The 25,326-nt window shown below is 45.4% G+C and carries 19 protein-coding genes; 8 read left to right on the top strand and 11 right to left on the bottom strand.

All coding sequences use genetic code 11. The annotated features are described in order from the left end of the window. The first annotated feature begins 109 nt into the window (after window positions 1-109). Window positions 110-508, top strand: a complete 399-nt coding sequence (locus FCL46_RS04285) for a pancreas/duodenum homeobox protein 1 (protein WP_136805144.1) — start codon at window positions 110-112, stop codon at window positions 506-508. Between the two features lie 115 nt (window positions 509-623). Here FCL46_RS04285 and FCL46_RS04280 read toward each other — a convergent pair whose 3' ends face one another. Next, entirely contained in the window at window positions 624-1,640 is a 1,017-nt protein-coding gene (locus tag FCL46_RS04280; protein ID WP_136805142.1) for a GGDEF domain-containing protein, read from the bottom strand. A gap of 632 nt (window positions 1,641-2,272) precedes the next feature. On the opposite strand from FCL46_RS04280, the gene FCL46_RS04275 reads away from it, so the two are divergent. Both FCL46_RS04275 and FCL46_RS04270 read left to right on the top strand, forming a co-directional pair. Beyond that, complete coding sequence (locus FCL46_RS04275) at window positions 2,273-3,316, top strand: glycoside hydrolase family 3 N-terminal domain-containing protein (protein ID WP_136805140.1); 1,044 nt, start codon at window positions 2,273-2,275, stop codon at window positions 3,314-3,316. Further along, the gene (locus FCL46_RS04270) at window positions 3,313-3,720 is read left to right on the top strand and encodes an NINE protein (protein ID WP_136805138.1); all 408 of its coding nucleotides are present in this window, start codon (window positions 3,313-3,315) and stop codon (window positions 3,718-3,720) included. The genes FCL46_RS04275 and FCL46_RS04270 overlap by 4 nt, the downstream gene beginning before the upstream one ends. Window positions 3,721-3,760: 40 nt before the next feature. Here the strand turns inward: FCL46_RS04270 and FCL46_RS04265 are convergent, their stop codons facing one another. Then, entirely contained in the window at window positions 3,761-5,701 is a 1,941-nt protein-coding gene (locus tag FCL46_RS04265; protein WP_167505718.1) for a PAS domain-containing sensor histidine kinase, read from the bottom strand. Window positions 5,702-5,878: 177 nt separating this feature from the next. On the opposite strand from FCL46_RS04265, the gene FCL46_RS04260 reads away from it, so the two are divergent. Both FCL46_RS04260 and FCL46_RS04255 read left to right on the top strand, forming a co-directional pair. Beyond that, a complete protein-coding gene (locus FCL46_RS04260) occupies window positions 5,879-6,199 on the top strand; it encodes an HP0495 family protein (protein WP_136805134.1) in 321 nt (106 codons plus the stop codon). Window positions 6,200-6,275: 76 nt separating this feature from the next. Next, complete coding sequence (locus FCL46_RS04255; RefSeq protein ID WP_136805132.1) at window positions 6,276-6,722, top strand: hypothetical protein; 447 nt, start codon at window positions 6,276-6,278, stop codon at window positions 6,720-6,722. A 181-nt stretch (window positions 6,723-6,903) separates the two neighbouring features. On the opposite strand, the gene pabB is transcribed toward FCL46_RS04255, so the two are convergent. Beyond that, the gene (pabB, locus tag FCL46_RS04250; RefSeq protein ID WP_136805130.1) at window positions 6,904-8,811 is read right to left on the bottom strand and encodes an aminodeoxychorismate synthase component I; all 1,908 of its coding nucleotides are present in this window, start codon (window positions 8,809-8,811) and stop codon (window positions 6,904-6,906) included. A 628-nt stretch (window positions 8,812-9,439) separates the two neighbouring features. On the opposite strand from pabB, the gene nifJ reads away from it, so the two are divergent. After that, on the top strand, window positions 9,440-12,976 hold the full coding sequence (gene nifJ, locus FCL46_RS04245; protein ID WP_136805128.1) for a pyruvate:ferredoxin (flavodoxin) oxidoreductase: 3,537 nt from the start codon (window positions 9,440-9,442) through the stop codon (window positions 12,974-12,976). A 191-nt stretch (window positions 12,977-13,167) separates the two neighbouring features. On the opposite strand, the gene FCL46_RS04240 is transcribed toward nifJ, so the two are convergent. After that, window positions 13,168-14,133, bottom strand: coding sequence for a YkgJ family cysteine cluster protein (locus tag FCL46_RS04240; protein ID WP_136805126.1), 966 nt, complete (start codon window positions 14,131-14,133; stop codon window positions 13,168-13,170). Window positions 14,134-14,439: 306 nt separating this feature from the next. Between FCL46_RS04240 and FCL46_RS04235 the strand changes: the two genes are divergently transcribed. Together FCL46_RS04235 and FCL46_RS04230 are read left to right on the top strand one after the other, a co-directional pair. Continuing rightward, complete coding sequence (locus FCL46_RS04235; protein WP_136805124.1) at window positions 14,440-14,634, top strand: hypothetical protein; 195 nt, start codon at window positions 14,440-14,442, stop codon at window positions 14,632-14,634. Window positions 14,635-14,733: 99 nt separating this feature from the next. Further along, a complete protein-coding gene (locus tag FCL46_RS04230) occupies window positions 14,734-15,537 on the top strand; it encodes a histidinol-phosphatase (RefSeq protein WP_228723327.1) in 804 nt (267 codons plus the stop codon). Here the strand turns inward: FCL46_RS04230 and FCL46_RS04225 are convergent. The 7 genes from FCL46_RS04225 to ftsZ all read right to left on the bottom strand — a co-directional run bounded on the left by FCL46_RS04225 (window position 15,509) and on the right by ftsZ (window position 25,256). Beyond that, on the bottom strand, window positions 15,509-17,134 hold the full coding sequence (locus tag FCL46_RS04225; protein ID WP_136805122.1) for a HEAT repeat domain-containing protein: 1,626 nt from the start codon (window positions 17,132-17,134) through the stop codon (window positions 15,509-15,511). The genes FCL46_RS04230 and FCL46_RS04225 overlap by 29 nt on opposite strands. A gap of 197 nt (window positions 17,135-17,331) precedes the next feature. Further along, on the bottom strand, window positions 17,332-19,053 hold the full coding sequence (locus FCL46_RS04220; protein WP_136805120.1) for an FAD-dependent oxidoreductase: 1,722 nt from the start codon (window positions 19,051-19,053) through the stop codon (window positions 17,332-17,334). Between the two features lie 232 nt (window positions 19,054-19,285). Beyond that, complete coding sequence (locus FCL46_RS04215) at window positions 19,286-20,089, bottom strand: ABC transporter permease (RefSeq protein WP_136805118.1); 804 nt, start codon at window positions 20,087-20,089, stop codon at window positions 19,286-19,288. A gap of 29 nt (window positions 20,090-20,118) precedes the next feature. Further along, a complete protein-coding gene (locus FCL46_RS04210) occupies window positions 20,119-20,778 on the bottom strand; it encodes an ABC transporter ATP-binding protein (RefSeq protein WP_136805116.1) in 660 nt (219 codons plus the stop codon). Then, window positions 20,735-22,201 carry a two-component system sensor histidine kinase NtrB gene (locus tag FCL46_RS04205; RefSeq protein WP_136805114.1) on the bottom strand — a complete coding sequence of 489 codons (1,467 nt, stop codon included), beginning with the start codon at window positions 22,199-22,201 and terminating at the stop codon, window positions 20,735-20,737. Before FCL46_RS04205 ends, FCL46_RS04210 begins: the two co-directional genes overlap by 44 nt. After that, window positions 22,194-23,849 carry a radical SAM protein gene (locus tag FCL46_RS04200; protein WP_228723326.1) on the bottom strand — a complete coding sequence of 552 codons (1,656 nt, stop codon included), beginning with the start codon at window positions 23,847-23,849 and terminating at the stop codon, window positions 22,194-22,196. Before FCL46_RS04200 ends, FCL46_RS04205 begins: the two co-directional genes overlap by 8 nt. A 156-nt stretch (window positions 23,850-24,005) precedes the next feature. Beyond that, window positions 24,006-25,256 carry a cell division protein FtsZ gene (gene ftsZ, locus FCL46_RS04195; protein ID WP_136805110.1) on the bottom strand — a complete coding sequence of 417 codons (1,251 nt, stop codon included), beginning with the start codon at window positions 25,254-25,256 and terminating at the stop codon, window positions 24,006-24,008. Window positions 25,257-25,326 lie beyond the last annotated feature (70 nt).

Genomic DNA, 25,326 nt, shown 5'->3' with positions numbered 1-25,326 from the left:
AACGCTGGTTGACAAAATGAGCGGTAGAGTTATATTAGCGTGCCAGATGTTTTCAGGATCAAAGAAATATCTGTTTCCCCTCCTCTACATGAAACTATCGGACAATATTATGACAACAGACAATTTCGCATCAATTTTCACGACTGACACCCTGCTGAAACTCTTTCCCAAAGATCGTGCTGACGAATTTTTTGATGCACTCTTTGGAGACGCAAGTGAAGGAGCCTTCGATATCGCGCTTGGCTTCAGAGGAATGGAACAGGGTAAACTCGTCATGGAACTGCTGCTGACCGAGCGCCCAGGACACTGCCTCGCCTGTAACCTGACTCAGGGACTGCCGACTGTCTTCTCACGCCACCCGATTATCAATATAAACGGCCTGGTCAAAGAAATTGACGAGCTGCTCGGGGATGAATACAACTGCCCTGAATGGTCTCTCGGCTATACAGAGCAACGTGGAAGCTCACTCCATGTTATTCCTATCAAAATCGACGTTGTACGCAACTAGTTTTCAACAGAAAGCTACCGAGATTATTGATACGTTAGAATTGCTCAGGCAAGAAATGCAAAAAGGCCGATTCCTTATGGAATCGGCCTTTTTTGTACCTTTTTGCTGCTACCAGTTATTTGACTGCCACTCTTGAACGGCCCTGAGCCTTAGCGTGGTAAAGGATATCATCGGCACGATCCATCCAGTCACAGAGCTTTTCACCTTCCTGAAGCTCTGCAATGCCGATGCTCACTCCAAGTTTGACGTCTTTACAGGCACGGATATCAAGAGCTTCGACTCCGGCACACAGTCTTTCTGCAAGATGTCTCGCTTTCTCTTTATCAGTGTTATCAAGGATAGCTAAGAACTCATCACCACCCATTCGAACCAGAAGGTCTGAGGAGCGGACAGCTTTTTTAAATACTTTGGCTACAGACTTGAGCGCTTCATCACCTGCAAGATGGCCGAGTTTATCGTTAATCTGCTTGAACCTGTCGAGATCCATAGCAACCATAGTAACCGGTTTATTATAACGCACAGAACTATCAATGATTCCGAAAATACGCTCTTCAAATACTCGTCGGTTATGCAGGCCGGTTAACGCATCGTTACTCGCACGTTCGAACAGATCTTCATACTGCAGGCCGCGCTGGAGACAGTCGGCTAAAACTTCAAGGGAAGCATTTATGATTTCGAGTTCGTCATCATTAAGTTCCCTGCCTTGTTTTAAAATGAGCAGAATACCTGCATCATCAACTGTTTCAAAAATCCATTTATGTGCATGGTGTCCATCTTCACTACAGACCATTGAGCCATTACACATTTCGTTGTTATCAATAATTGCTTCAGCAAATGCTATAGCTTTCCTTCTGCCTGGTCCATGACCCGAGCAGAACAGATGCTGTTTTTGCTTTGTATTGTTGTTGTAACCAATCAGCTCATGCTCGATCATAGGCATCATCCATACTGAATATGCCTCAATCATACCGGTAATACTTAAGATTCCCGCCATTCTTCCATGCAGCTGATTCATCAGGTCCAATCTTCGGGATTGTCGTTTGAGGTGATCGAGCTCAAACATAACCCTATCCATCTCAACATGATTATGCTGAGCGGATTCTGATGAGGTTACTGTTAATAATTGATTCATAGAAGCGATCCCTATTTAGCGTGTGAACAATTTCTGTACTAATAGTTACTCATCGGCCGGGACTGCCTGAAGCTTAACTATTTTTTTTACAATCAATCGCAGTTAAGAACCTATCCCTTCAGAATCCGAGGCTATCTTTCTTAAGAACTTTCGCCAGAGCGTGTCATCAGGTAAAAAACCCACACGCTACACAGGAACCACCATTCACGCATAGAAACACATTTATGATATCTATAGAGTACAGACCCCAAGAGTATTTACGCTTCCCCGAACAGCTGTAAAAAATGAGATATCGATAGGTTCATGAGATACACTATTTCAGGAATAATCAGAATATGTCTCCTTGGCCCACAGTCGGAAGGCACGCTTGACACTGGAGAGTTGGAGATAGGAGAGAAACTCAGGTGAGACACGTAAGTCAGAGCCAAAGAGGGCCCAGCATGCCTCAAGTAATGCTTTATCTGAAACGGGTGCCATATAGTTCCTTGAGCATTTTCAGAGAAACTTCCTTTGGGAAAAAGCTTTTCCGACAGTGTGTTCTATAGTAATTCTCTCAGGGTATGTACATTACGCATTTCCCAGACGCTGGTGTTGTTCTCTATAAATATTAGTACCACCAAAACGTATACATAATGAATCTCGAACAGATAATCGGCCAGCTACTCATCATAGGCATGGAAGGACCCTCGATCACCTCTTCAAGCCCGATAGTGCGTGATATTCGAAAGCACAATCTGGGAGGCGTCATTCTGTTCGATCGCTTTCTGGCTAAAAAATCACCGGACAACAACATCATCTCCGCCAGCCAGACGCGACAGCTTATAGATAGCCTTCAAGAAGAAGCGGGCGGGTCTCTGATTGTTACGGTAGATCAGGAAGGTGGCAAGGTAAGCAGATTCAAAAAGTCGCGCGGGTTTGCAGAAACACTCACCGCAGAAGAACTCGGTAATGACCTGCAACTCTCAGCGACCGTTGATGCTGCCAACCAAACCGCCAGCCTGCTTGCAGATCTCGGTTTCACACTCAACCTCGCACCGGTTGCCGATATTAACTGCAACCCGGACAATCCTATAATTGCCAAATATCAACGAAGCTTTTCAACATCAGCAGAAGAAGTTACACGACATGCAGAGGCATGGATCAATGCTCATCATAACCATGGTATCCGCAGTTGCTTAAAACATTTCCCGGGTCATGGCAGCGCCACCGAAGACTCTCATCTCGGTTTTGTCGACATAAGCGACAGCTGGCAGGAAATCGAACTTTTTCCTTACCAAAAACTTACAGAAAAAGGCACCGTTGATGCCGTAATGACTGGACATTTATATAACACTGCCTTAGATTCAGTGTACCCTGCAACCTTGTCTAAAAAGGTAATTTCAGATTTACTAAGAAATGATATAGGCTTTTCGGGTGCTGTAATTTCTGATGATATGCAGATGCGGGCAATAACCAGCAAGTACGGCCTTGACGAGGCAGTGTGCCTGGCATTAGCTGCCGGTGTAGATCTGCTTATTTTTGGCAACAATCTTGATTACGACCCGAATATTGTACCCCGGGTAATTACAGCAGTCATAGGCGGAATAGAGCGCGGAACACTCACCGAAGAAATGATATATGACAGGTGGCGACGTGTTCAGCTACTTAAACAACCTCTTACAACACATGAGATATGAGCCAAAACCAAACACACTCAACACTTTTCGGCTATCTTCTCTGGATTTTCGGTTTTCTTGGAATGCACAGATTCTACTATGGAAAGCCAATCTCAGGGACGATCTACTTCTTCACTCTCGGCCTCTTTTTCATCGGCTGGATTGTTGATCTCTTCCTGATACCAGGCATGGACAGAGACGCAGATATTCGCTTTATTGACGGCGATATCGATTACAACATCGCCTGGCTGCTGCTTGCTTTTCTCGGTGTCTTCGGGATTCACCGCATGTACATGGGCAAGTGGCTCAGCGGCATTCTTTACCTGGTGACCCTTGGTGTGTTCGGTCTCGGTGTTATTTATGACCTCTGGACTATGAACGACCAGATCAGCCTGTTAAACGGTAAAAAAACATCCAGAGCGTAATAGAAACACAAGAAGTGTAGTTGAGCCGCAATAACGTGGCTCAACTACCGGTTATCAGTGTGTCGTAGATGAGTGAAGATAATTTTCTGAGCGACACAGGCTTCATACAATACTCATCTATACCTGCCTCTTTAGCATCTTGTGGAGTAAAATTATCCGAATACCCGGTAAACATAACTACAGGCAGATTACATCGTATCTTTTTTAATTCGCGCGCCAGTTCAATACCTGTAAGCCCGGGCATTGTCTGATCCGTAAGAACAAGATCATAATTGTCCGGTTCAGCAGCTACCAGTGCCAGCGCGTCACGCGGTGAAGTTCTTCCGGTCACATCATAGCCGAGGCTGGACAGTAACTCACAGGTCACCTTCACCACCTGCGCTTCATCATCTACAATCAATATTCGCCCGGACCCACGACAAAGGTCTGAAGTATCAATAATCTGGTCAAGACGGGACGGTGCATTGGATACCGGCAAAAACACATTGAATGTTGCACCTTCACCCACTTCACTCTGCAAGTCAATCCTGCCGCCCATGCGACTGACAATGCCGTGCACCATTGCCAAGCCCATCCCCGTACCACGCGTTTTTTCCTTAGTGGTAAAATACGGTTCAAATATCCGTTGCTGAACTTCCGGCTCTATTCCGCATCCAGTATCAGCTACACTTAACTTCAACCATTCGATACCATCGCTATCTTTACCCGTACTGGCCAGCGACACAGTAAGGTCACCATGCTTACCTTCCATCGCGTGGGAGCTATTAGTGCAAAGATTTATCAGAATCTGGTGTACCTTTGTCGGATCAACCGAAACCCTCCCGCAATTCTGATTAACCTGTTCGCTGATAGTAATTGTACTCGGCAAGGTTACCCGCATGAGCTTCATCACTTCTTTAACAATAGGATGAATATATTGCGGACTTTCTTTCTGTTCACTTGATCTGGAAAAGGTCAGAATCTGCTCAACAAGGCTTTTGGCTCTTTTAGCAGCCTTCAGGATACCATCAAGGTATTCCAGAATTACTTCATCATGCCCTTCACTCTGGCTGAGTTTGAGTTTGATGATTTCAGAATACCCCATAATCGGGGTGAGAATATTGTTGAAGTCGTGCGCAATCCCGCCTGCCAGCGTACCAATGGCCTCCATCTTCTGCGTGTGACGCAGCTGATGTTCAAGCCTGTTATGTTCAGTCACATCACGACCAATCACAACGACAGAGATGATATCACCTTTAATATTTTTAACCGGTGTGCCGGTCAGTTCATATACCCGTTCCTCACCGCTAAAAGTGATCATCTCAAACTGCTTGATAGTCGTTTTAACAGTGCCGCTCTCAAGACTCAAAGGGACGGCACAGGAGTTGCAAGATTTTTCCTTTCGGCAAAATATCTGATGACAGGTCTTACCTACCGGATCATCATGGAGTTCCAGAATTTTATCATTGGCCCAAATCAGCCTTTCATCTACATCAAAAAGGCAGAGAATGCCTGTAAACCCATCGAGTATCGCCTGCTTTTCAGACTCACTTGCGTGGAGAGCTGTTTTCACCGCAGCCAGCTCAGAAATTTCCATTATCGCCACAAGAATACCGTAGCTTTCCCCGTCATCGTCAATGAGGACGGATTTTTTCAATACTACTGATTTGGAATTTCCGGAATGGCCGACAATCTCAACTTCATGGGAAATGGACTCACCATGTTCGAGAAGGCTGATGTCTATACTTCGCAGTCGCTTTGCTTGATCTGGTGCAAGAATTTCATACGGGTCGCGTCCTGAATAGTGGTTACGATCACTTGCGGTCAGATTATAGTAGGCACGATTACCCGCCTGAAAGATGCCATCGGTATCAGTGAGGAAACATGGAACTTCGATTGTTTCTATGATACCCTGAGCTGAAATGCCAAGGTTAAAAAAATCCCCTGTCTCTTTCTGCTTACCTTCATCTTCCGGCTCTATCGATTCAATATCTCTTGTCATGATACTAGTGCTGCACACTTCCATGCTTAATATAATAGGTTAACCTCAGTAAGAACGACGGGAGTCTAAACGGAAATACGACGCTTTACAACTGCTTTATCCTCGAAGTATAGAAGCAGCTCTTTTACTTGACTCTTCCGGGCGAAACTTGTAATACTTCGTATCCGGCTGCCGATAATGGCAACGGTGCAACAAAAAAAAACAGCTATAGAAGACATGAAGATATTAAACTGCAATTCCAGCGAACAGCCTGAGAAACCAGAAATAGACTACCCATGCAACTGGGTCTATAAGGTTATTGGACAGGATCCAGAAGCTCTCAAAGAAATAATCTTAACCGCCTGCGCTCCTTCTGATGTAATAATCAGCCACTCCCATACGAGCTCAAAAGGCAAATACCACAGTCTTAATGCATCCCTCGAAGTCGAGGATGAAACACAACGACTGCAAATCTACGATCTCCTGAAAAAACATCCGGCCATCAAGGTCGTTTTATAACATAACTATGAGTAACGAATCTCCCGACAAGAAACAGTCCGAACTAATTAGCTCTCTCCGTGAAGGAGTTAGTGTAGTGCAGATGATCTTTTTCAAGGAAGTACGCACAGTAGTTACAGACAATCATCCTGACAAAGAATCTTCTTACCTCTCCATGCTCGCAGGAGCAATCATTAACGACGTATTCGGTACACCGAATCAGGAAGAACGATTTGTGAATTTTTATTCAGAAAATCGTGGGGTAATTGAACAGGAGCTGCTAAGCCTGCCGGATAACTGCCCGGATATTCTTCCGCCGCTGACTGATGCTCTGCGCATCCAGTCTCTCTGCGATCATCAGGAGGGGGGAGACAGTTCCCATGTTCTGGCAAAAGCCAATGAACTTGGAATACTGGTAGTAGATCGCGAAATACCGCTCCCATCAACATTTATGACACTGGTTCGCATTCTCGGCGAACAGCATAATCTGATAATTTCTCCGGTGCAGATATCGCCGGAACAAGATCAGGAACTAGTACATTAGAAGACGAGTGTCCCGTCAACGCTGATCTGTCAGTATCTTGCTTGTCCTTTTTCGCTCCAGTGCTGTTGGTGTATGTGTTACATAGCCAGGACTGAGGTTAAAGGGTTTAGGACTGAGTAAATTGCATTGTTAATGCAATTTACTTCTGAAACACTTAGTCCTTAGTCCTTAGTCCTTTTACCTAAGTCCTTAGAACCCGCACCTGAATAACTCCGCGAACTGAATTACAGACAAACACAGCATCTGCATTACGAACGTCCGCTATAGTCAAAGGAATTTCCGAGATATCCACGTTCTGCTCCTGCAGGAGGTATCTGCGCATGGTTCCTGCGAGTAAACCGCATTCAATCGGCGGAGTATAATATTTGCCGCTTTTGTAAATAAACAGGTTTGTTATCGCGCCTTCTGTTACCTGGGACTTTTCATTAAGAAACAGACAATCTAAGGCACCAGCGTTGCTGGCTGCCCCAAACTCACTGTTATACACTTCCCGACGTGTTGTTTTGTGCATGAACCAGGGTGAAGCTGAATCTATTGTCATTTCAGAGAAAACAACGTACGGAAGACCCGAATGAGCAGGCTCCGGGCTAGCTGGCAGCTGGATATGTTGTGGTAACTCGCATGCAACTGATGTCAACTCGATATGACCGTCTTTTGCAAGCGTAAGACGAACCCTCTGGTTCCCGCTCTGTTCTTCAGCCAGTTTAATAAGCGACTGTTTTACCTTTTCACGGTCAAAGGAGAAATAAAAGTATTCAGCTGAAGAACACAGACGGTCTACATGTTCTTCGAATAACAAGTAACCGATTCCTTCTTGCCACAACAGCGTCTCTATAAGCTCAAATTCCGGAGTGGGATCGGTGAGAAACCTGCCCTTGAGCAAACACTCGCGCCATTCATCACCAGGATCTGAGTCGTGGGTTATACCTGAACCTATACCCATCTCACCACGCTTCCCATTAAGAACTACAGTTCTAATTGGTACATTAAAAACGCCTTCGCCATCAGGAGTGAGAAAACCAATTGCGCCTGTATATACACCACGAGCTTCTTTCTCAAGCTCGTCGATAATTTCCATTGTCCGGATCTTGGGTGCTCCTGTAATAGAACCACATGGAAAAAGTGCCTGAAAAAGTGCCGGAAGCGAAACAGAGGTCATCTTATCGATACTGACATCACCATCTATAGTTGAAGTCATCTGCAGAAGGCTTTCATAGGTTTCAACATCAAAAAGCGATGCCACCTTAACTTCGCCCCCCCCTGCCTCATGAAGAACCCGTCCAAGATCATTCCTCAAAAGATCTACAATCATGACATTTTCACTTCTGTTCTTCTGGTCGTTGTGCAGAAATGCGCAGGCTTGTGCATCTTCTTCAGAATTACGACCGCGCTTAAGTGTTCCTTTCATCGGTCGTACTGTCAGACCAGTGTGTCGTTTTCTAAAAAACAACTCTGGAGAAAATGACATCACCCGTTCATCACCCCAGCGGATATACGACCCATATGCTACTGACTGATTTCTCCGTAATTCTTTATACATTCCCTCAGGAGACCCGGCAAAGTCAAACAGCAGCTTTAGGGTGTAGTTAACCTGATACGTATCGCCTGCGCTGATATATTCCTGCACCGCATCAATAGCTTCCAGATACTCTTTCTCAGTAATATTAGGATGTAACCCGCTTACAGAATATTCACCCTGATAGTGTTGGTTTCCTATTTGGAAAGTGCAGTTTCCATTTTGATGGTCGAATATAGCAGGTTCACCATATACACCAAGGTCTGCTACTATTCTTTGCCCCTCTCCTGGTTTACTGGTTAGACCAGAAAGATGGCCCAAAAGTAATGCGCCGAACTCATAACCGAACCAGCCTGCAACATAGAACCCATCCCCTAACCACTTCTCCACCTGCATTAAGAATGCGGTAGCATCCTCATCAACACCACATTGTAGCCGTGTTACAGGCCTCTCGAAAAGGTAACTTTTAGGGTTATCCTCTCCTGGTTTTGAAGTATCGAAAAAGGCGAATTGTTCAGTTTGTGCAAAATGGTGCAATAGCCTATTTAACAGCATATTTGAAACAGTAATCATAAAGCTCTCCGGAAACCGCGTTTCCTTCTTGGTACCACCACCATACCTATCGTGCGAAATTACAGCGAAAAAGCATAGATGGGAGCGACCAGACTGGCTAAATCGCAGATTTTAGACCAATTCCTTTCTTGCATGCACCCCGTAAATACCATATAATATCTGGTCAGTTTAATGAAGAATGTCGCGGGCAGTCAAAGTAATCCTCAGACCGGAAATACGGTCAGATAATTACAGAGCGGCAACACGAACCTCAAAACGAAATAATCATCGACTCCGCAACTGTAGTTGCCGTAATTGATGATGGATGCATAAGCCTGTAGATAACCTTGCTTTGCTGGCAGTTGTCAACGGCTTTTTCTTATGTTTATACAGTGCAAAGGAAAGAATCTCAGCACGATATTGTATATTCCGTCATCCCTGTTCGTTATTTACGGTGCCCGTATACTGTAAAAATGCCAATCGCTGCACCTGGTATTGGTTCAACGGTAGTATTCAGCAATCAACCGGTTCTCTCTGACCGGACAACCGGACGACTATAAGTCCAGCTTTTGTGACAGAAAAGTCACACGTTTGTTTCTATACATTTAGAACATACACAACCAGAAGACATCTTAAAGGAGAACAGCAAATGTCGCGTAAAATGGTTACTATTGATGGCTGCCAGGCATGTACTCATGTCGCTTATGCCACGAGTGAGATTATCACCATTTACCCAATTACACCGTCATCACCTATGGCAGCGGATTCCGATGCCAAGGCAGCTTACGGTCAGGAAAACCTCTGGGGTTCAGTACCAGTTGTTACCCAGATGCAGTCCGAAGCTGGTGTTGCCGGTGCAGTTCACGGTTCCCTCACCACAGGTGCTCTGTGTACCACCTTCACAGCATCTCAGGGTCTTCTGCTGATGATCCCGAACATGTACAAGATCGCAGGTGAGCTTACCCCTACAGTATTCCACGTATCTGCACGTGCACTTGCTTACCAGGGTCTTTCCATTTTCGGTGATCACAGTGACGTTTATGCAGCACGTCAGTGTGGCTGGGCTATGCTTTGTGCCCAGAACGTTCAGGAATGTATGGATATGGCGCTTATCGCCACCCAGTCTACTCTTAAGTCCAGAGTTCCTTTCATGCACTTTTTTGACGGTTTCCGTACCTCTCATGAGGTTCAGAAAGTTGAAGAGCTGACCTACGAAGATATGAACGCAATCGTGGACGAGAAACTCGTACACGAGCACCGCGCACGTGCTCTTACTCCGGATTGTCCTTCTATCCGCGGTACCGCACAGAATCCGGATGTTAACTTCACCGGCCGTGAGACCTGTAACAAGTACTACGACGCTACCCCTGCGATCGTTCAGGATACCATGGACAAGTTCGCGGCACTTACCGGTCGTCAGTACAACCTGTTCGATTACTACGGTGCTCCTGATGCTGAAGACGTAATCGTTATCATGGGTTCAGGTGCTGAGACTGTTTCTGCAACCATCGACTATCTCGTTGCTCAAGGCGAGCGAGTAGGTATGGTTATCGTACGTCTCTACCGTCCGTTCGATGCTCGTGCAATGGTTAACTCTCTGCCAAACACTGTTGAGAGAATCACCGTTCTTGATCGTACTAAAGAGCCGGGTTCAGTCGGCGAGCCACTTTACCTCGACGTTCGTGCTGCAATCGGTGAAGCTGCTGAAGCTAACCCAACTGCAATTCCACCAGTTATTTACTTTGGACGTTATGGTCTTGGTTCTGCAGAGTTCACCCCTGCAATGGTTAAGTCAGTTTACGACAACATGTCTTCTCTTTCTCCAAAGAACAAGTTCACTGTTGGTATCCACGACGACGTAACTTTCACCAGCCTCGACTTCGACGAAGATTTCAACATCGAAGCTGACGATGTATTCCGCGCACTGTTCTACGGTCTTGGTGCTGACGGTACTGTTGGTGCAAACAAGAATACCATTAAGATCATTGGTGCAGAAACCGATAACTCTGCTCAGGGTTACTTCGTATACGACTCTAAGAAGTCCGGTTCCATTACAACTTCTCACGTACGTTTCGGTGACAACAAGATTGCTGCTCCATATCTTATCAACAAGGCAAACTTCATCGCCTGCCATAACTTCACTTTCCTCGACAGTTACGACATGCTTTGTAACCTCGAAGAAAATGGAACCTTCCTGCTGACCACCAGCTATAACAAAGACGAGATCTGGGACAAGATGCCGGATCGCGTACAGCGCGACCTGATCAATAAGAAAGCTAAGTTCTACATCATCGACGCTATCGCTCTTGGCCAGGCACTCGGCCTTGGCGCACGTATCAACATGATTATGCAGACCGCATTCTTCATGATCTCCGGTATCCTTACCGAAGACGATGCAATCCGCGCTATCAAGACTGCTATCAAGAAGACCTACGGCACCAAAGGCGACAAGATTGTTCAGATGAACTACGACGCTGTTGACGCTGCTATCAAGAACATCGTTAAAGTTGATATCGGTGCTGATGTTACCGGTCATGAGCTTCCTCCGACTGTTCCTGAAGATGCTACCGACTTCGTTAAGAACGTTACCGCTAAGATCATCGAAGGCAAAGGCGACAAGCTTAAAGTATCTGAGATGCCTGATGACGGTACCTGGCCAACCGCTACCACCCAGTACGAGAAGCGTAACATCGCTGTAAACGTACCTAAGTGGTTGTCCGAAAACTGTATCCAGTGTGGCCAGTGTTCATTTGTTTGTCCTCACGCTGCTATCCGTACCAAGATCGTTCCTGAGGTCAAAGAAGGTGTTGTTGCTCTTGACGCTGTTGGTAAAAACTTCAAGGGTCAGAAATTCACCCTTCAGGTTTTCACTGAGGACTGCTGTGGCTGTACACTCTGTGTAAGCGCATGTCCTGCCAAGACCAAAGCTCTCGAAATGACTCCGAACACCGAAGAACTTCGCGTAGCTGAGATACCTAAGGTTAAGTACTTCCTTAGCCTTCCTGAGATTGATCCTGCTATGATCAACGCTGCTACCGTTAAAGGCAGCCAGTTGCTCCGTCCTCTCTTCGAGTTCTCCGGCGCATGTTCCGGTTGTGGTGAGACTCCTTACGTTAAGCTTGTTTCCCAGCTGTTTGGTGACAGAATGGTTGTTGCTAACGCAACCGGTTGTTCCTCCATTTATGGCGGTAACCTTCCTACCACACCATACTGTAAGCGTGAAGACGGTCGTGGTCCTGCCTGGGCTAACTCACTGTTCGAGGACAATGCTGAATTCGGTCTCGGTATGCGTTTCACCGCTGACAAGCTTGGCAAGCAGTGCCTTGAGATTCTTCCAAAACTGGTTGAAGCTGGTCTTATTTCTTCTGAGCTTGCTGACAAACTTATTGCAGCTCCGCAGAAGACCCAGATGGACATCGAAGCACAGCGTGCTAATGTTGCTGAGTTGAAAGAAGTCCTGAAAGGATCCAACAACGTACTCGCCAGACGTATTCTTCCTATGGCTGATTACATTGTGAAGAAATCTGTATGGATTATCGGTGGTGATGGTTGGGCATACGATATCGGTTATGGTGGTCTCGATCACGTTCTTGCTTCCGGCCAGAACGTAAACGTACTGCTTCTTGACACCGAGGTTTACTCCAACACTGGTGGTCAGATGTCTAAGTCTACCCCACGTGCTGCTACCGCTCAGTTCGCATTTGGCGGTAAGAAGTCACCGAAGAAAGACATCGGTATGATCTTCTCTACCTACGGAAACGTATACGTTGCTCACATTGCAATGGGTGCAAACCCAGGTCAGACTGCAAAAGCAATTGCTGAAGCTGAGGCATATGACGGACCATCTCTGATCATTGCATACTCACACTGCATCAACCACGGTATCAACATGGCTAACGGCCTTGAGCAGCAGAAGAAAGCTGTTACTTCCGGTCACTGGCCTCTGTACCGCTACAACCCAGAGCTCGAAGAGGCGGGTAAGAACCCACTGATCATCGACTCTAAAGAGCCTACCATGAACTACTCTGACTACATCTTAAGCGAGAACCGCTACAAGATGCTGAAGCGTATCAATCCTACCGAGGCTGATGAACTCATCGCCCTGGCAGAGAAAGATGCCATGAGAGCATGGAAGTTCCTGAAAGGTCGTCGTGATGCTCTTGAGCCGGAGACAGATGGAGAATAATTTATTCTCTGATCTGTAAGTAATTCAGATCCCGGCTCCTGGAGTCGGGATCGTATTACTACACGGTTTAGGCATAAAAAAAGGGTCTGTGGAAAATTTCCACAGACCCTTTTTTCATGTCTAGCATTTCAAACTGACTACAGATGTCACCAGTTTGAAATACTTTATACTTAGTGCTTACTGCTTACTGCTTACTTCTTTTTGCCACCCGGTGTCAGATCGTCGATATCAGCCTTAAGAGCTTCATACTGACGAACTGCCTGAAGTACAGACTGATCCTGCTCCTGCTTCATTGTAGAAACCTTTGCCTGGATCCTCTCGTCTTTAATCTTGAATCCTTCATCCTGAACGCCGAAGAGACTGGATGCAAGGTACCGATACGAGAAGTGCAGCATTTCAATGTCATCTTCCTTGATCTTCTCTACGAGTTCAGGATCAACTACGTAGGTATCAAGAAATGAGCTCTCAAAGATAAACCGGCGGAAAGTTGCAAGGTCGGTGGAAGCCATAAAGAACATGCGCTTGCCCTGCTCTGATAATGTTGCCTGCTTACCATGCGACTTACGGCGCATTACAAGTCTCAGCCAGTCACGGTTCATTTCGTCACGAACATCGACTCCCTGGTCAGCACGCCACTCACGTACAGTCCACTCTTTATCTTCTTCGTGACCTTTACAGTAGTCTTCCTTTACTACAAAGAAGAACTTATCGTCACCACCGGAAATCTCACTACCGTTCTCATCCTTCTGACCGGCTTCATGGAAATCGGCCATGCCAACTGGATAGTAGCGGCATGCGGATGGGCGATCGGTGTAAACGGTACAGCCGTCAGGAGTTACAAAAGGACATTTGTTGTCCTCTTCACGCATCTTGATCATAACACCGGGCATATCAGTATTCTCCAGATATGTCGGTGTGGTATACAGCTGCAGGAACTCATGAGCCGGGATCTCAAGACGTTTTGAAAGAATCAGGATATCATACGGGGTCAAAACAATTTTGATACCACCGCAACAGGCGGTAAAACAGCTTACACCAGGATGACAACGGAACTTAATCGTACTGTCCAGAGTCAATTTCCGGGGCATGATATTGGACGGGTTTTTCTCTTTGCCAAAAAGCGCTTTCACTTTAACATCATTCTGTTCATTACTCATTACATCACCTATATAGAAAATGGTTAAACAGTTCCACGATAATTTCAATCTCGGTAGCAACCCAGTATAATATACCGCTACATCCCATGTGTCAAACCCAATCCTTGTAATCATTTGAAGCATATCACGCAATTATGCCCATATAGAAAATAAATACCTTATCACTCTAAGGATTTATATCGACCTTCTGTCTTTGCTATTGCAGTTTTAAACGATTATTCGTATATCAGAGAGGTCTTTCAATTCATATATTCTGCTCCGTATTTCCGGAGCTACCAAGGATTTCTTTAGAGGTTGGGTTATTTCATGAGGGTATTTTTTTCGCCTGTAGATTTATCTGCAGCAAGCACAATTGTTTATCATGTTCCCGGGGGCCCTGCCCTTACTGTCAATCTCGATGGTGTCGAAGAGTACATCGACCTCGAACTTGAAATGGGTCATGTTTGTGATACTTCGGATATCGACGGTACCGTTCATTTCTTCCCAAGGGGCAATGCCTAAACCACCCCGTACGACGTATAACGTTATCCTGCCCGACAGTAGTTTTTTCACCCATACTGTCCAACCCTCCCATATCTCTCATACAATGAGACAGCGACAGTGCCACTGAAATATACTATAGACACCCTTAGCGACGGCCACGTACACACACGGCTTTGTAATCACGCCAAGGGTGAAATGGAGGAGTATGTCCTCTCCGCCATTAATCGAGGTCTTAAAGAAATCATCTTTCTTGAACACCTTGAAACCGGAATAGACTATCTCGAAAGAACATGGCTGAGTGAAGACGACTTTGATTTTTATTTTGAGGAAGGTAATCGCTTAAAAGGAAAATACTCAGGCCAGATCAGGATAGGTACAGGAGTGGAGGTCGGTTATAACGCTGAATCACCTGTCGAGCTTATAACAAAACTGGAATGCAGAACATGGGACAGAATCGGCATTTCATGCCATTTCCTCAAATTGCCGGGAACTGACGCTCACCTCAACCTGTTGAGCAAAAAGAAACGCAATATTGACATAGCGATCAAATACGGCGTTGAGTCTATACTCTCTTTATATTTTAAAACCCTCATTGAAGCAGTTGAAAAACTACCAGGAACAGTTCTTTGTCATATCGACGCAGCGTTACGCTTTGTCCCCGGCCTTCAATTCAGCAACGCGCATTTCCAACAGATTGATTCACTGCTCGCTTTAGTTAAGGATAAGGGAATGGCCCTTGAGGTTAACACCTCAGGTTTTGCTATTCGTCAAGAGCCGTTCCCAACACAAAAAATCCTTCATATGGCACATAGCCATAACATACCGCTAGTAGCAGGCTCTGATGCCCACAAGCCCGAAGATGTCGGCAACCACTTTGACATTCTGCCAGAATTTATTTCCTCTTCAATTGTTTGTCCATAGCATCACCAAGAGACGTAGCATTAAACGGCTTGTGAAGAATTGCATTCACACCTGCTGATTTAGCCGCCTCATTGTCGGTCGCTTCGTTCTGCGTGGTCACCATAATAATCGGTAATAAATCAGGTGAATATTTTTGCCGTATCTTTTCTGTTAACTCAACACCTGTAATATCCGGCATGTTGAGGTCAGTTAGAACCATAAGAGGTTTCTCTTCACTCAACCATTCCAATGCAGATGCAGGAAATTCAAACAGTACCGGTTCGTAGCCTAGTTCATGCAATGTTGCTTTGTAGATATTCAGGATCATTCTTGAATCATCAACTGCAACAACCTTCGGACGGACCACCTTCTCGTCTCTACCTTCAATTTTTGCAGCAAACTTCGTCAAGCCTTTATCAATTAACAGTTTATAGTAGTGCTCCCGAATATCTTCATGCGTGTGCGGCAGATACACCAGTGCCAGCTTTTGGAATACCTCATCCTCAGCCAGATCTGCAAATATCTGATCCACCTGCGCATTGACTATTATTTTTGCAATATGCTTTGCTTCATCTTCATCACCGCGAAGCAGATTTCGTATACCCACACCAAGTATTTTTGAGAAGTTACGATCAATAGCTCGTGCTGCTGCGACACAGACATGATCTTCCGAATCGGTCAAACCTGCTGTTAAGGTATATGCACCTTTTTTCAGTGGCAGTAATGCAAGTGCCTCATAGGCTGCAAATCGTACATTTGCACTTTTAGGTAAACCATCAATCAACTTACGAATTTGCGATGTAGCCGATTCATCCCCTATATCTCCTAATACATTGAGAGTATGGATCAAAAAATCAGGGTCTTCATGGGTAAGGTTCCCTATCAGGAAAGGGACAGCCTTCGGCCCAATATTTACTAATTCCTTTTTTGCATAACTGCGCATGTGGGCATAATGTGATCGCAGTGTTTCATTGAGTTTATCCAGCGAGACCTGATCCTGCACATCAGCAAAAATCGAGAGAATCAAAAAATCTATCTCGTTGTCAGTCCCCATGCGTTCAGCCAGGCGATGCATTGCCGTGGGAGTCCCCAATTGACCAAGCGATTGTACCGCAGCAATAATTAACTCGCGGTTGGCAGAATAGAGATAATCTGTCAGTGTGTTTATTGCCTCGGGATCGCCCAGTTGACCAAGTATTTCAATAATAAGCAGGATCTCTGCATCATTATCTGTTGCTGCAGCAATATTTAATAATGACTGTGTGGCATCAGTGTACCTGAGCTCACCAACAACTCTGATCAGCTCACTCTTATCTGCTACAGCATCTCCCTCTAAAAATTCTGGCAATTTTTCAGGATACGCAAGCAGGCTTGAAAGCAGCGTTTCCCTGATTATCGGCATTTTTTCGGTAACTTCCGAATGCTCTGAAAGTAAATGAGTTAAGAGCGGCACAACAAACTCAACAGGTCCCTTTGAAAGCTCATAAATCATCCTGTTTTGGATTTTACTATCAACCTCCCCGATGTGAGCGAGAACAATTTTTGATTTTAGAATGTCTCCCGTAGTGACATTTGCTTGAATTTCCTCGATCATATGATGGGAGTTCACTTTGGCCATTCTGAACCTCTTAGACGTATTTGGCTTGGTATTATAAAGCAGTATTGTGTCTGAGATTTAATACTAACACACGAAAAGAGAGTTTGTCTAATCGGAGAAAATGAGGAAGAGAGGATGGACAATACTCTTTCCTTTGTCAGAACATTTCAGTTAATTGACAAAGGAAAGATTTGCAGCGGTATTAGGTAAAACGTGTATTACGGCAGCCACTCAGCACCGATTCTGCGGATAACATTAAATCCGCCCGGCAATACCAGCGTATTACTTTTGCCTACAGAGTCGAGGAACACCTGAATCTCATAAGAACGTGAACCAGCATTACAGAAAATGATCATCGTTTTATCGTCAGGCAATGCTTCATATCTATCACGAATCTGCTCATAGGGCATTGAGCCCCAGATATCTTCGCCTAAAGCAGCAACCATCTGGTCCGCCTGTTTAGGATGACGAACATCAAGTACCTGCCAGTCTGGATGTATAGAGTAGTCAGCCATCCAACTAAAAAAATCTTCCATCGTGATCTGGCGCATCCGACCATCACAGAGGTTATCAGCAACATATCCAGCGGCGTTAATAGCATCAATTGCAGCTGAAAACGGTGGGGCATAACACATTTCTATATTACAAAAATCTTCAATTGTTGCCCCATTAGACAATGCCACAGCTGCAGCATCAAGTCGTGCTGAAAGCGCATCATTCATCGGCCCGACACCTTCAAGACCAAGCACTCTTCTGGTACGTTTATCAAAAACAAGCTCAAAGCAGAGAATATCCTGACCGGGGAAAAAATGAGCCCTGTCAGATGGCGATGTGAGTGAGGTATCTGCATCAAATCCTTCAGCCAAAGCTTCATTGAGACTAAGACCTACCGAACCGATAGACATTTCAAAAGCTTTCATGATAAAGCTACCGACACCACCTTTAAAAACTGAAGGGATCCCAGCCATATTGTCAGCGACAATCCGGCCTTCTTTATTGGCCAGACTACCAAACGGAGCACAGAATCGTTTACCTGTAACCAGATTTGGAATTTCGACACAGTCACCAGCAGAATAAATCTCAGGATCCGATGTCTGCATACGCTCGTTGACCACAATTGCGCCGTTTGCCGAAACATGCAGCCCGGCAGCAACAGCCAGTTCAGATCGCGGGCGAACACCGGCAGCCATAATGACCAGATCAGCTTCGAGCGTACGCTCGGCTGTCTTAACTCCGCTCACCTTACCATCAACTCCCAGTATTTCTTCTGCACCTTCACCCAAGTAAACATCTACCTTGTTATCACGCAGATGCTTAGTGAGTATTGAAGCCATTGACCAGCCGACAGCACGTGGCAGCAATTGATCAGCATACTCTACAACAGCAGTCTCAACTCCCCAGAGATCTGTGAGTGCTTCAGCCATCTCCAGCCCAATGGCTCCGCCACCGATAACCACGGCCTTGCCGACCTGTCCTTTAGCAATACGCTCCTTAATTGCTATAGCCTTGTGCAGGTCACTGATAGTAAACACACCGTCAAGATCATTACCTGGAATGGGAAGCACAACCGGTTTGCTTCCAGTAGCCAGCATAAGTATGTCATACTCAAGCTTGCCCTTTTCGGCAGTCTGTACATTTTCTATAGAGACAGTCTTATTCTTTCTGTCTATTGAAACTGCTCTGGTGGAGGTGAGTGTCCTGACTCCCTTAGCTTTTTCAAAGAAAAATTCGTCTCTCACCATATGAAAACTGGTAGAACGCAATTCCTTTTCGTCCGCAACATCTCCAGAGACATAATAGGGAATTCCACAGCCCCCATAGGAAATCAGGCTATCCTGATCAACCAGAGTGACGTCTGCATCCGCCATCAGTCGTTTAACACGTACAGCGGCTTTCGGACCTGCAGCCACTCCACCTATAATTACAATTCGCTTACTCACTTCAGCCTCCTGTTCTATCGTTCAAAGTAGAGGATTCTATAGAAAATCAATCCGGCTCGTATATATTCCGGCATAAAAAAATCATCCAGAGATGTTGTTCATCCAATTGTAATGATTCGAGCAACCAGGATGATAACCGGCAAAAATTGGCAAATCAATTAATAGACATATGACCACTATCATATAGAAAACACAAGTCGATTCCATTCGTTTTCGGGATTTTGGATTGAGCTCACTGCTGCTTGGCAGATAGGCAGTCAAGACGTAAACGGTGACGATCATCAAAGAGGTGTCTGCTGGTCATCCAGATAGCACCGATCACACCAAAACCAGTGCCCGCAGCTATCAATAGCATTATCAGAATCTGGTATTTTACAGCTTCAACAGGTGGTGTTCCGCCAAGAATCTGCCCTGTCATCATTCCAGGCAGACTGACAAGTCCTGCTGCTGCCATTGAATTGATTATCGGCATCATACCTGTTCGCATACTATCCCTGCGAATATCAGCGCTGGCTTCCTGCCAACTCTGTCCCAGCATTAACCGTTGTTCTATTGTATTTCTTTGATCGTAGTAGCGGCTTGTGAGATTATCAACAGAGAGGGCTATTCCTGTCATGGTGTTTCCCAGTAACATACCGAGGAGAGGAATGGCGTATTGAGGAGTGTACCAGGGATCAACCCCGATAATTATCGTTAAGGTAATTCCGGCAACAGCAAACGATGAGATGAACATCGTTCCAGTACCTATCAGATACCCCGCCAAACCGACTACCTTGCGCTTCTGGCGAGCCTGAACCTCTCTGCCTGCAGCAAACAACATGACAAGAGACATCAGGAAAACCAGAAAGCCATTCGCATTGCTAAAGAGAAAACGAAGAACAAGCCCGATAAGCAGGAGTTGGCCTACCATTCGGCAACTGAAAATAATGATCTTCTTTTCAAGCCCAAGGCTCATACATATGCTTGTTATTGCCAAGGCAACAAGCATTAGAGAAGCAAGGCCGATATCCAGAGCACTTAGCGAAATTACACTCATTTCAACAGACCTCCATCAACCAGCCAATGTTATACACCATCTGACTCACGCAGTTCTTTTTTACCGACAATCAAGACTCTGCGCGTAACACGTTCGAGCTGTGCAGCATCATGGCTCACCCAGATAACCGCCATCTGATTCTTATGCTGCAGTGATGAAATCAATTTTTCCAGCCCACTGGTATGATAAGGGTCGAGAGCAGAAGTTGGTTCATCGAGCAGCAAAACAACAGGGTCAAGTATCAAGGCACGTACTAATGCCAGTCGTTGTCGTTCTCCCGTAGAGAGTCGGCTTACTTCCCAGTCCAGTACATCATTTTCGAAACCGAGCAGATTAAGATGGTTGAGCAAGTGTTTTTGTTTTTTGGGGGTTACAAAATGATCACCAACACGATCGTACCACCAGTGTGGATCAGCTGGCACCATTCCGACTTTTTTTCGCCACTCTGTAGGAGAAAAGTGTGCACAGTCCCTGCCACCTAGACGAATAGTTCCGCTGTAGGGAATTAGATCGGCAATAGCTCTCAACAGCTGAGTCTTACCTATACCGGAGGCTCCGCTTATGCCGATACATTCTCCAGCTCCAACGACAAAACTATATGGACCATTTTCAAGAAATGAAATATTGCAGACTTCCAGCACAATCTCAGGTAAAGGCTGTGAGAGTAATTGAAAAGGTGGTTCCTGCATTAGGAGCACTCTCTACATGTATTTTGCCGTTGTGACTATCAATAATATTTTTAGTTATCGCTAGCCCCAGGCCGGTACCCTTATTTTTATCGGTAAAAAATGGGGTGAAAATCTTTGCAATTTTTTCCTCGTCCATTCCTATACCACTATCTTGAATCGATATCCTGACGAATTGATTATTGACTACAGTAGTGCTTACCTTCAAAACTCCGCCCTGCTCCATAGCCTGCAAACCGTTCACTACAATATTCAGTAGAGCTCGATAAAACTGATCCTGGTCTAATGGAGTCGCCGGCAGATATGTTGCCAGGTTCTTTTCAAGCGTAATTCCCTGTTCCCGAAGCTTTGGAGCTGCGAAAATAAGTACTTTTTCAATCAGCTCATTAACAGACCCCGGTTGCAATTGTGTTTCACGCGGTCTGGCGAAATCAAGGAATTCAATAACGATATCATTTAATCTTGTGGTCTCATCAATAACAATTCTGGCGAGATGCTCACTACCAGGAGCCACTTTTTTGATTCTTTTTTCAAGGATCTCAGCTGTGCTGCGCACAATGCCGAGAGGGCTTTTAATCTCATGAGATACTGTGGCAACCATAGTTCCGAGATGTGCAAGACGTTCTGCCTGATTCAGCTTTTCCTCAAGGCGTAATCGTTCAAGCGCTTTATTCTCCATAATCTTGCCAGCACGAGAAACAATTGTTCTCAAAACCAGAAAAAGAACCATCATCACAGCCGCGGAAACGGCAATAATTGATCCCTGCAGTCTAAGGATGTTTAAATATTCGTTATATAGATCCTTCTGTATCTCAATAACTCCCATGATGGCTTCACCACCGCCCCCGCCAGCTTCACGAACCTGACGAAAAGGGATAAATGTACGCAATTCACAGGAAAGCGGTCGTGTTCCCGGAAGGAGACTGAGAACTGAGCCACTATATCTCAGCTGAGAATTAGCAATACCTTCAAGGGATAATTCATACTCGATTCCACCAACATCTTTTTTTCCAACCATCTCACTTCTGGTTGAGTAAGAAATGATATTTATTGATGAATCATAAATAGTTACAGACTCAATTTTCATCCCTTGAATCACGTTGCGAACGATTCTGTCAAGATTCTGAAATTGTGCAGGATTACTGAGTTTGATATTCCCGTAGCGAACAACAGCAGGAAGAACAAATCGTCGAAAAACCTGCTGATTGAGGTTTTCTGCCAGAACCAGTGAATATTCCTCACTCTGCTTCAGCATTACCTTTCTGGCATTGTTGGAAATTACCCAGGAAAGAAAAAGTGTGAATACAAGTATGGCGGCAAGGCTGGAAAAAGAGAAATATTTAACGAGCTTAAATGGCTGTAAGCCAGCTTCAAGTTCTTTCTGTCTGTATTCGTTGTCGGTGGAGTGTGCACCATTTTCAGTCATGACAGACCCCGCAGCGACGGCAAATTGATGTATCGCAGGCGATGGTCAGTTTTTCATTAAAAGCACGCTGATAATCGTTCCAGAGATAATCATGCTCTATGCCATGATCAATGATGTACCAGGGGAAATAACTGGTTTCATCAAAGCCACTTACTGCAAATTGTTCAGGGCGTAAATGATGCTTCTTCATTGCCTGCTTCCAACCAATACCGGTTAATGCCATAGTATTAAGCACTTCAGCCAATCGGCGGTCGCCGCGCGACAGTACAGCCTGAAAAAGAACATTTTCAGGTTTATCAAGTTGCACATGGACATTTGCATATGCTGAAAGTCCTTTACGCAACAGTTTCTGTCTACGTTTCAGTTCTGCAATAACCTTCTTGGAATCTCCAGACTCTCCCTTCGGCAAGGCTGAACTCATACCAAAAGGATGATATTGGAAAGGTGTCCAGGGTTTAGGCGCAAAACAGTTTACAGAAACCATGATCTCTGTCAGCCTGCCACGCTCCTTACCAATGGTATCGATACACGCTTTGATTTTACCTACCAGATCTATAGCTTCCTGAAGATCTTCGTCGGTTTCGGTGGGCAGGCCAATCATCAGGTAAAGCTTGAGCTTAAAAATACCAGCCTCGACAAGTCGCTTGGCTGCATCAAGTAAATCAGACTCATCAAGACCTTTGTTGATTACTCTACGCAATCGCTCAGATGATCCATCAGGAGCAATGGCGACACTTTTTAAATTGCTTGCCGAGAGTAGGTCAATGAGTGGTTTGGTCAACCGATCAGCACGTAATGAGGAAAAGGACAAGGCGCAACCACTCTCTTTGAGATAATCACTTATCCTTTCAAGCGATTCACTATCCGCCATCTCCATACCCAGAAGACCCACTCTGTCTATATCGCTGTATCGCGCACGTAACCCTTCCACAACAGCATCGCCATCCCAAAGACGTGGAGGACGATAGATAAAACCAGCCGCACAAAAACGGCACCCTCTTGAACACCCTCGACCTAGTTCGGTCAGGTGCATCTCAGAGAATTCTGCTTCGGGTGTCATCAATTGTGAGTGTGAAGCAACAGGAGAATGTGTAAGAATTGCTTTTTCTACCCGGGCAGGTAACCGTGGATCGTTTGTAAAACCAGTAAATTCACCATCAGCACCATCAGCATATTGCGGCTGATAAAAGCCGGGCGCATAACACCCTTTAATAGAGCTGCAGATATCAAGAAGTACCTCCTCACGGTTGGCGGTACTCTCTTCTGTGTAGATAATTTTAGGAATAAGGTCGGGAAAGACAGCCTCTGCCTCTCCCAATACAAACATGTCGACAAACGGAGCGAGAGGTTCAGGATTCATGAACGTTGCTACGCCACCGCATATTATAAGCGGGTCTTCAGTAGAGATGGTTGATTTACGCTGATCTGCAAACGGATTGATACCAGCCATGTGCAGTAACTGTACAAGATTCTGGTAATCGTGTTCGAAACTGATCGAAATGAAAATAATGGGGAAATGTGAAAGAGGCCGTTGTGATTCTACAGACCTTAGCTGTTCTCCTTTTTCAGGGAGAAAGAACCGCTCACAAACGAGTTCATCCTTTTCCCCGAGAATGGAGTATACCAGCTGAAAACCGAGACTGGACATCCCGACACTGTAGGTGTTTGGATAAATAAGGGCTACGGGTAGTCGACCTGTCCATTTTTTCAGGTAACTCCCTTTCTCGCCAGCCAGCCTGTTCTCGCGCTTGCTGGCTTGTCCCTCTACTTTCCTCTGATGCTTCCTGATCCCGGTGCCCTCAAACTAATTGGCTTTTTTGCGCAAGTACGCAGGAGTCTCAAGATGATCCTCATGCCATGCAGGTAAATCCCTTCTGCGGTCACTTTCGTTCGGCGCAGCGTTACTGAAATGATCTATAGTCTCAAAGTTGGAACTTGGCAACCGTGTTACACGAGGCTGGCGGTTTACCGGTGCCTGCTTCGCGGAACTGACCAACTCCGTCTCGCGGGAATGCTCACGCTCGCGATCACGCTCAAGCTCCTGTTTTTTTCTATGCAGATCATTTACCTGGGCAATGGCTTCTTTCTTACCTGCTGCATCACCAACACCGGTTGCTATTACTGTTACATGAAGCTCATCGCCAAGAGCATCATCATACAGGGCACCAATAACAACTTTTGCATCCTCATCAACACGTTCCTGGATAAGCGTGGAAGCCTCCATGAACTCTGACATGGCAAAGGTCTCTTCTGAGGCAGAGATATTAATAAGCAGTCCTCGTGCTCCATCTATACCGAAATCCTCAAGTAACTGGTTGTCTATTGCCTTTCGGGCAGCTTCTGAAGCCCTGTTCTCACCAACAGCTACACCTGAACCCATAATAGCTGGTCCAACTTCTCTCATTACGGTACGAAGGTCAGCGAAATCCGCATTAATAAGACCCGGTACATTAATAAGATCGGTGATACCCTTTACTGCCTGAAGCAGCACATTGTCTGCCATACTCAACATATCGGAAAGTTTACTATTCTTCTGCATTAACGATAGTAATCTGTCGTTTGGAACAGTAATGATGGTATCAGCATACTTCTGAAGCTCTTCCCAGCCGAGCTCTGCGTTGCGCATACGAAATTTACCTTCAAAACTGAAAGGCTTCGTTACCACGGCAACAGTCAGTGCTCCTAACTCTTTACTGGCTTTTGCAACAACAGGAGCAGCACCGGTTCCTGTACCACCGCCAAGGCCGGCAGTAACAAAAACCATGTCACTCCCCTTCAAGGCCTCTTTTATATCTTCAAGAGACTCAAGCGCTGCCTGCTCGCCTGTCTCAGGCGTAGCACCTGCCCCCAGTCCCTTGGTAACGCTTGGTCCAAGTTGGAGACATATATCAGCTTGTGATTGCAAGAGAGCCTGTTTATCGGTATTAGCTGCAATAAATTCCACTCCCTGCAACCGATTGGCAACCATGGTATTGATGGCATTTCCACCACCTCCGCCGACGCCAAACACTTTAACTACCGCAACACCTTCTGATTCTGCCATTCTGAACGGCATACTTTTCTCCCTGCTACAATATTAAGCTATCGTCTATATTGATTCGATAAACATAACGTTTAAATAGGGC

Source organism: Desulfosediminicola flagellatus (genome assembly GCF_005116655.2).
Taxonomy (GTDB): Bacteria; Desulfobacterota; Desulfobulbia; order Desulfobulbales; family Desulfocapsaceae; genus Desulfopila; species Desulfopila flagellata.
This window is presented reverse-complemented; position numbering and strand designations above follow the sequence as displayed.

Coding starts and splice junctions, on each gene's coding strand:
- FCL46_RS04205 (WP_136805114.1), bottom strand. CDS start 22,201: ATGACTGAAAATGGTGCACACTCCACCGACAACGAATACAGACAGAAA.
- FCL46_RS04275 (WP_136805140.1), top strand. CDS start 2,273: ATGAATCTCGAACAGATAATCGGCCAGCTACTCATCATAGGCATGGAA.
- FCL46_RS04235 (WP_136805124.1), top strand. CDS start 14,440: ATGAGGGTATTTTTTTCGCCTGTAGATTTATCTGCAGCAAGCACAATT.
- FCL46_RS04215 (WP_136805118.1), bottom strand. CDS start 20,089: ATGAGTGTAATTTCGCTAAGTGCTCTGGATATCGGCCTTGCTTCTCTA.
- FCL46_RS04240 (WP_136805126.1), bottom strand. CDS start 14,133: ATGAGTAATGAACAGAATGATGTTAAAGTGAAAGCGCTTTTTGGCAAA.
- FCL46_RS04210 (WP_136805116.1), bottom strand. CDS start 20,778: ATGCAGGAACCACCTTTTCAATTACTCTCACAGCCTTTACCTGAGATT.
- FCL46_RS04270 (WP_136805138.1), top strand. CDS start 3,313: ATGAGCCAAAACCAAACACACTCAACACTTTTCGGCTATCTTCTCTGG.
- ftsZ (WP_136805110.1), bottom strand. CDS start 25,256: ATGCCGTTCAGAATGGCAGAATCAGAAGGTGTTGCGGTAGTTAAAGTG.
- FCL46_RS04200 (WP_228723326.1), bottom strand. CDS start 23,849: ATGTCCAGTCTCGGTTTTCAGCTGGTATACTCCATTCTCGGGGAAAAG.
- FCL46_RS04285 (WP_136805144.1), top strand. CDS start 110: ATGACAACAGACAATTTCGCATCAATTTTCACGACTGACACCCTGCTG.
- FCL46_RS04280 (WP_136805142.1), bottom strand. CDS start 1,640: ATGAATCAATTATTAACAGTAACCTCATCAGAATCCGCTCAGCATAAT.
- FCL46_RS04260 (WP_136805134.1), top strand. CDS start 5,879: ATGGCAACGGTGCAACAAAAAAAAACAGCTATAGAAGACATGAAGATA.
- pabB (WP_136805130.1), bottom strand. CDS start 8,811: ATGATTACTGTTTCAAATATGCTGTTAAATAGGCTATTGCACCATTTT.
- nifJ (WP_136805128.1), top strand. CDS start 9,440: ATGTCGCGTAAAATGGTTACTATTGATGGCTGCCAGGCATGTACTCAT.
- FCL46_RS04225 (WP_136805122.1), bottom strand. CDS start 17,134: ATGGCCAAAGTGAACTCCCATCATATGATCGAGGAAATTCAAGCAAAT.
- FCL46_RS04265 (WP_167505718.1), bottom strand. CDS start 5,701: ATGACAAGAGATATTGAATCGATAGAGCCGGAAGATGAAGGTAAGCAG.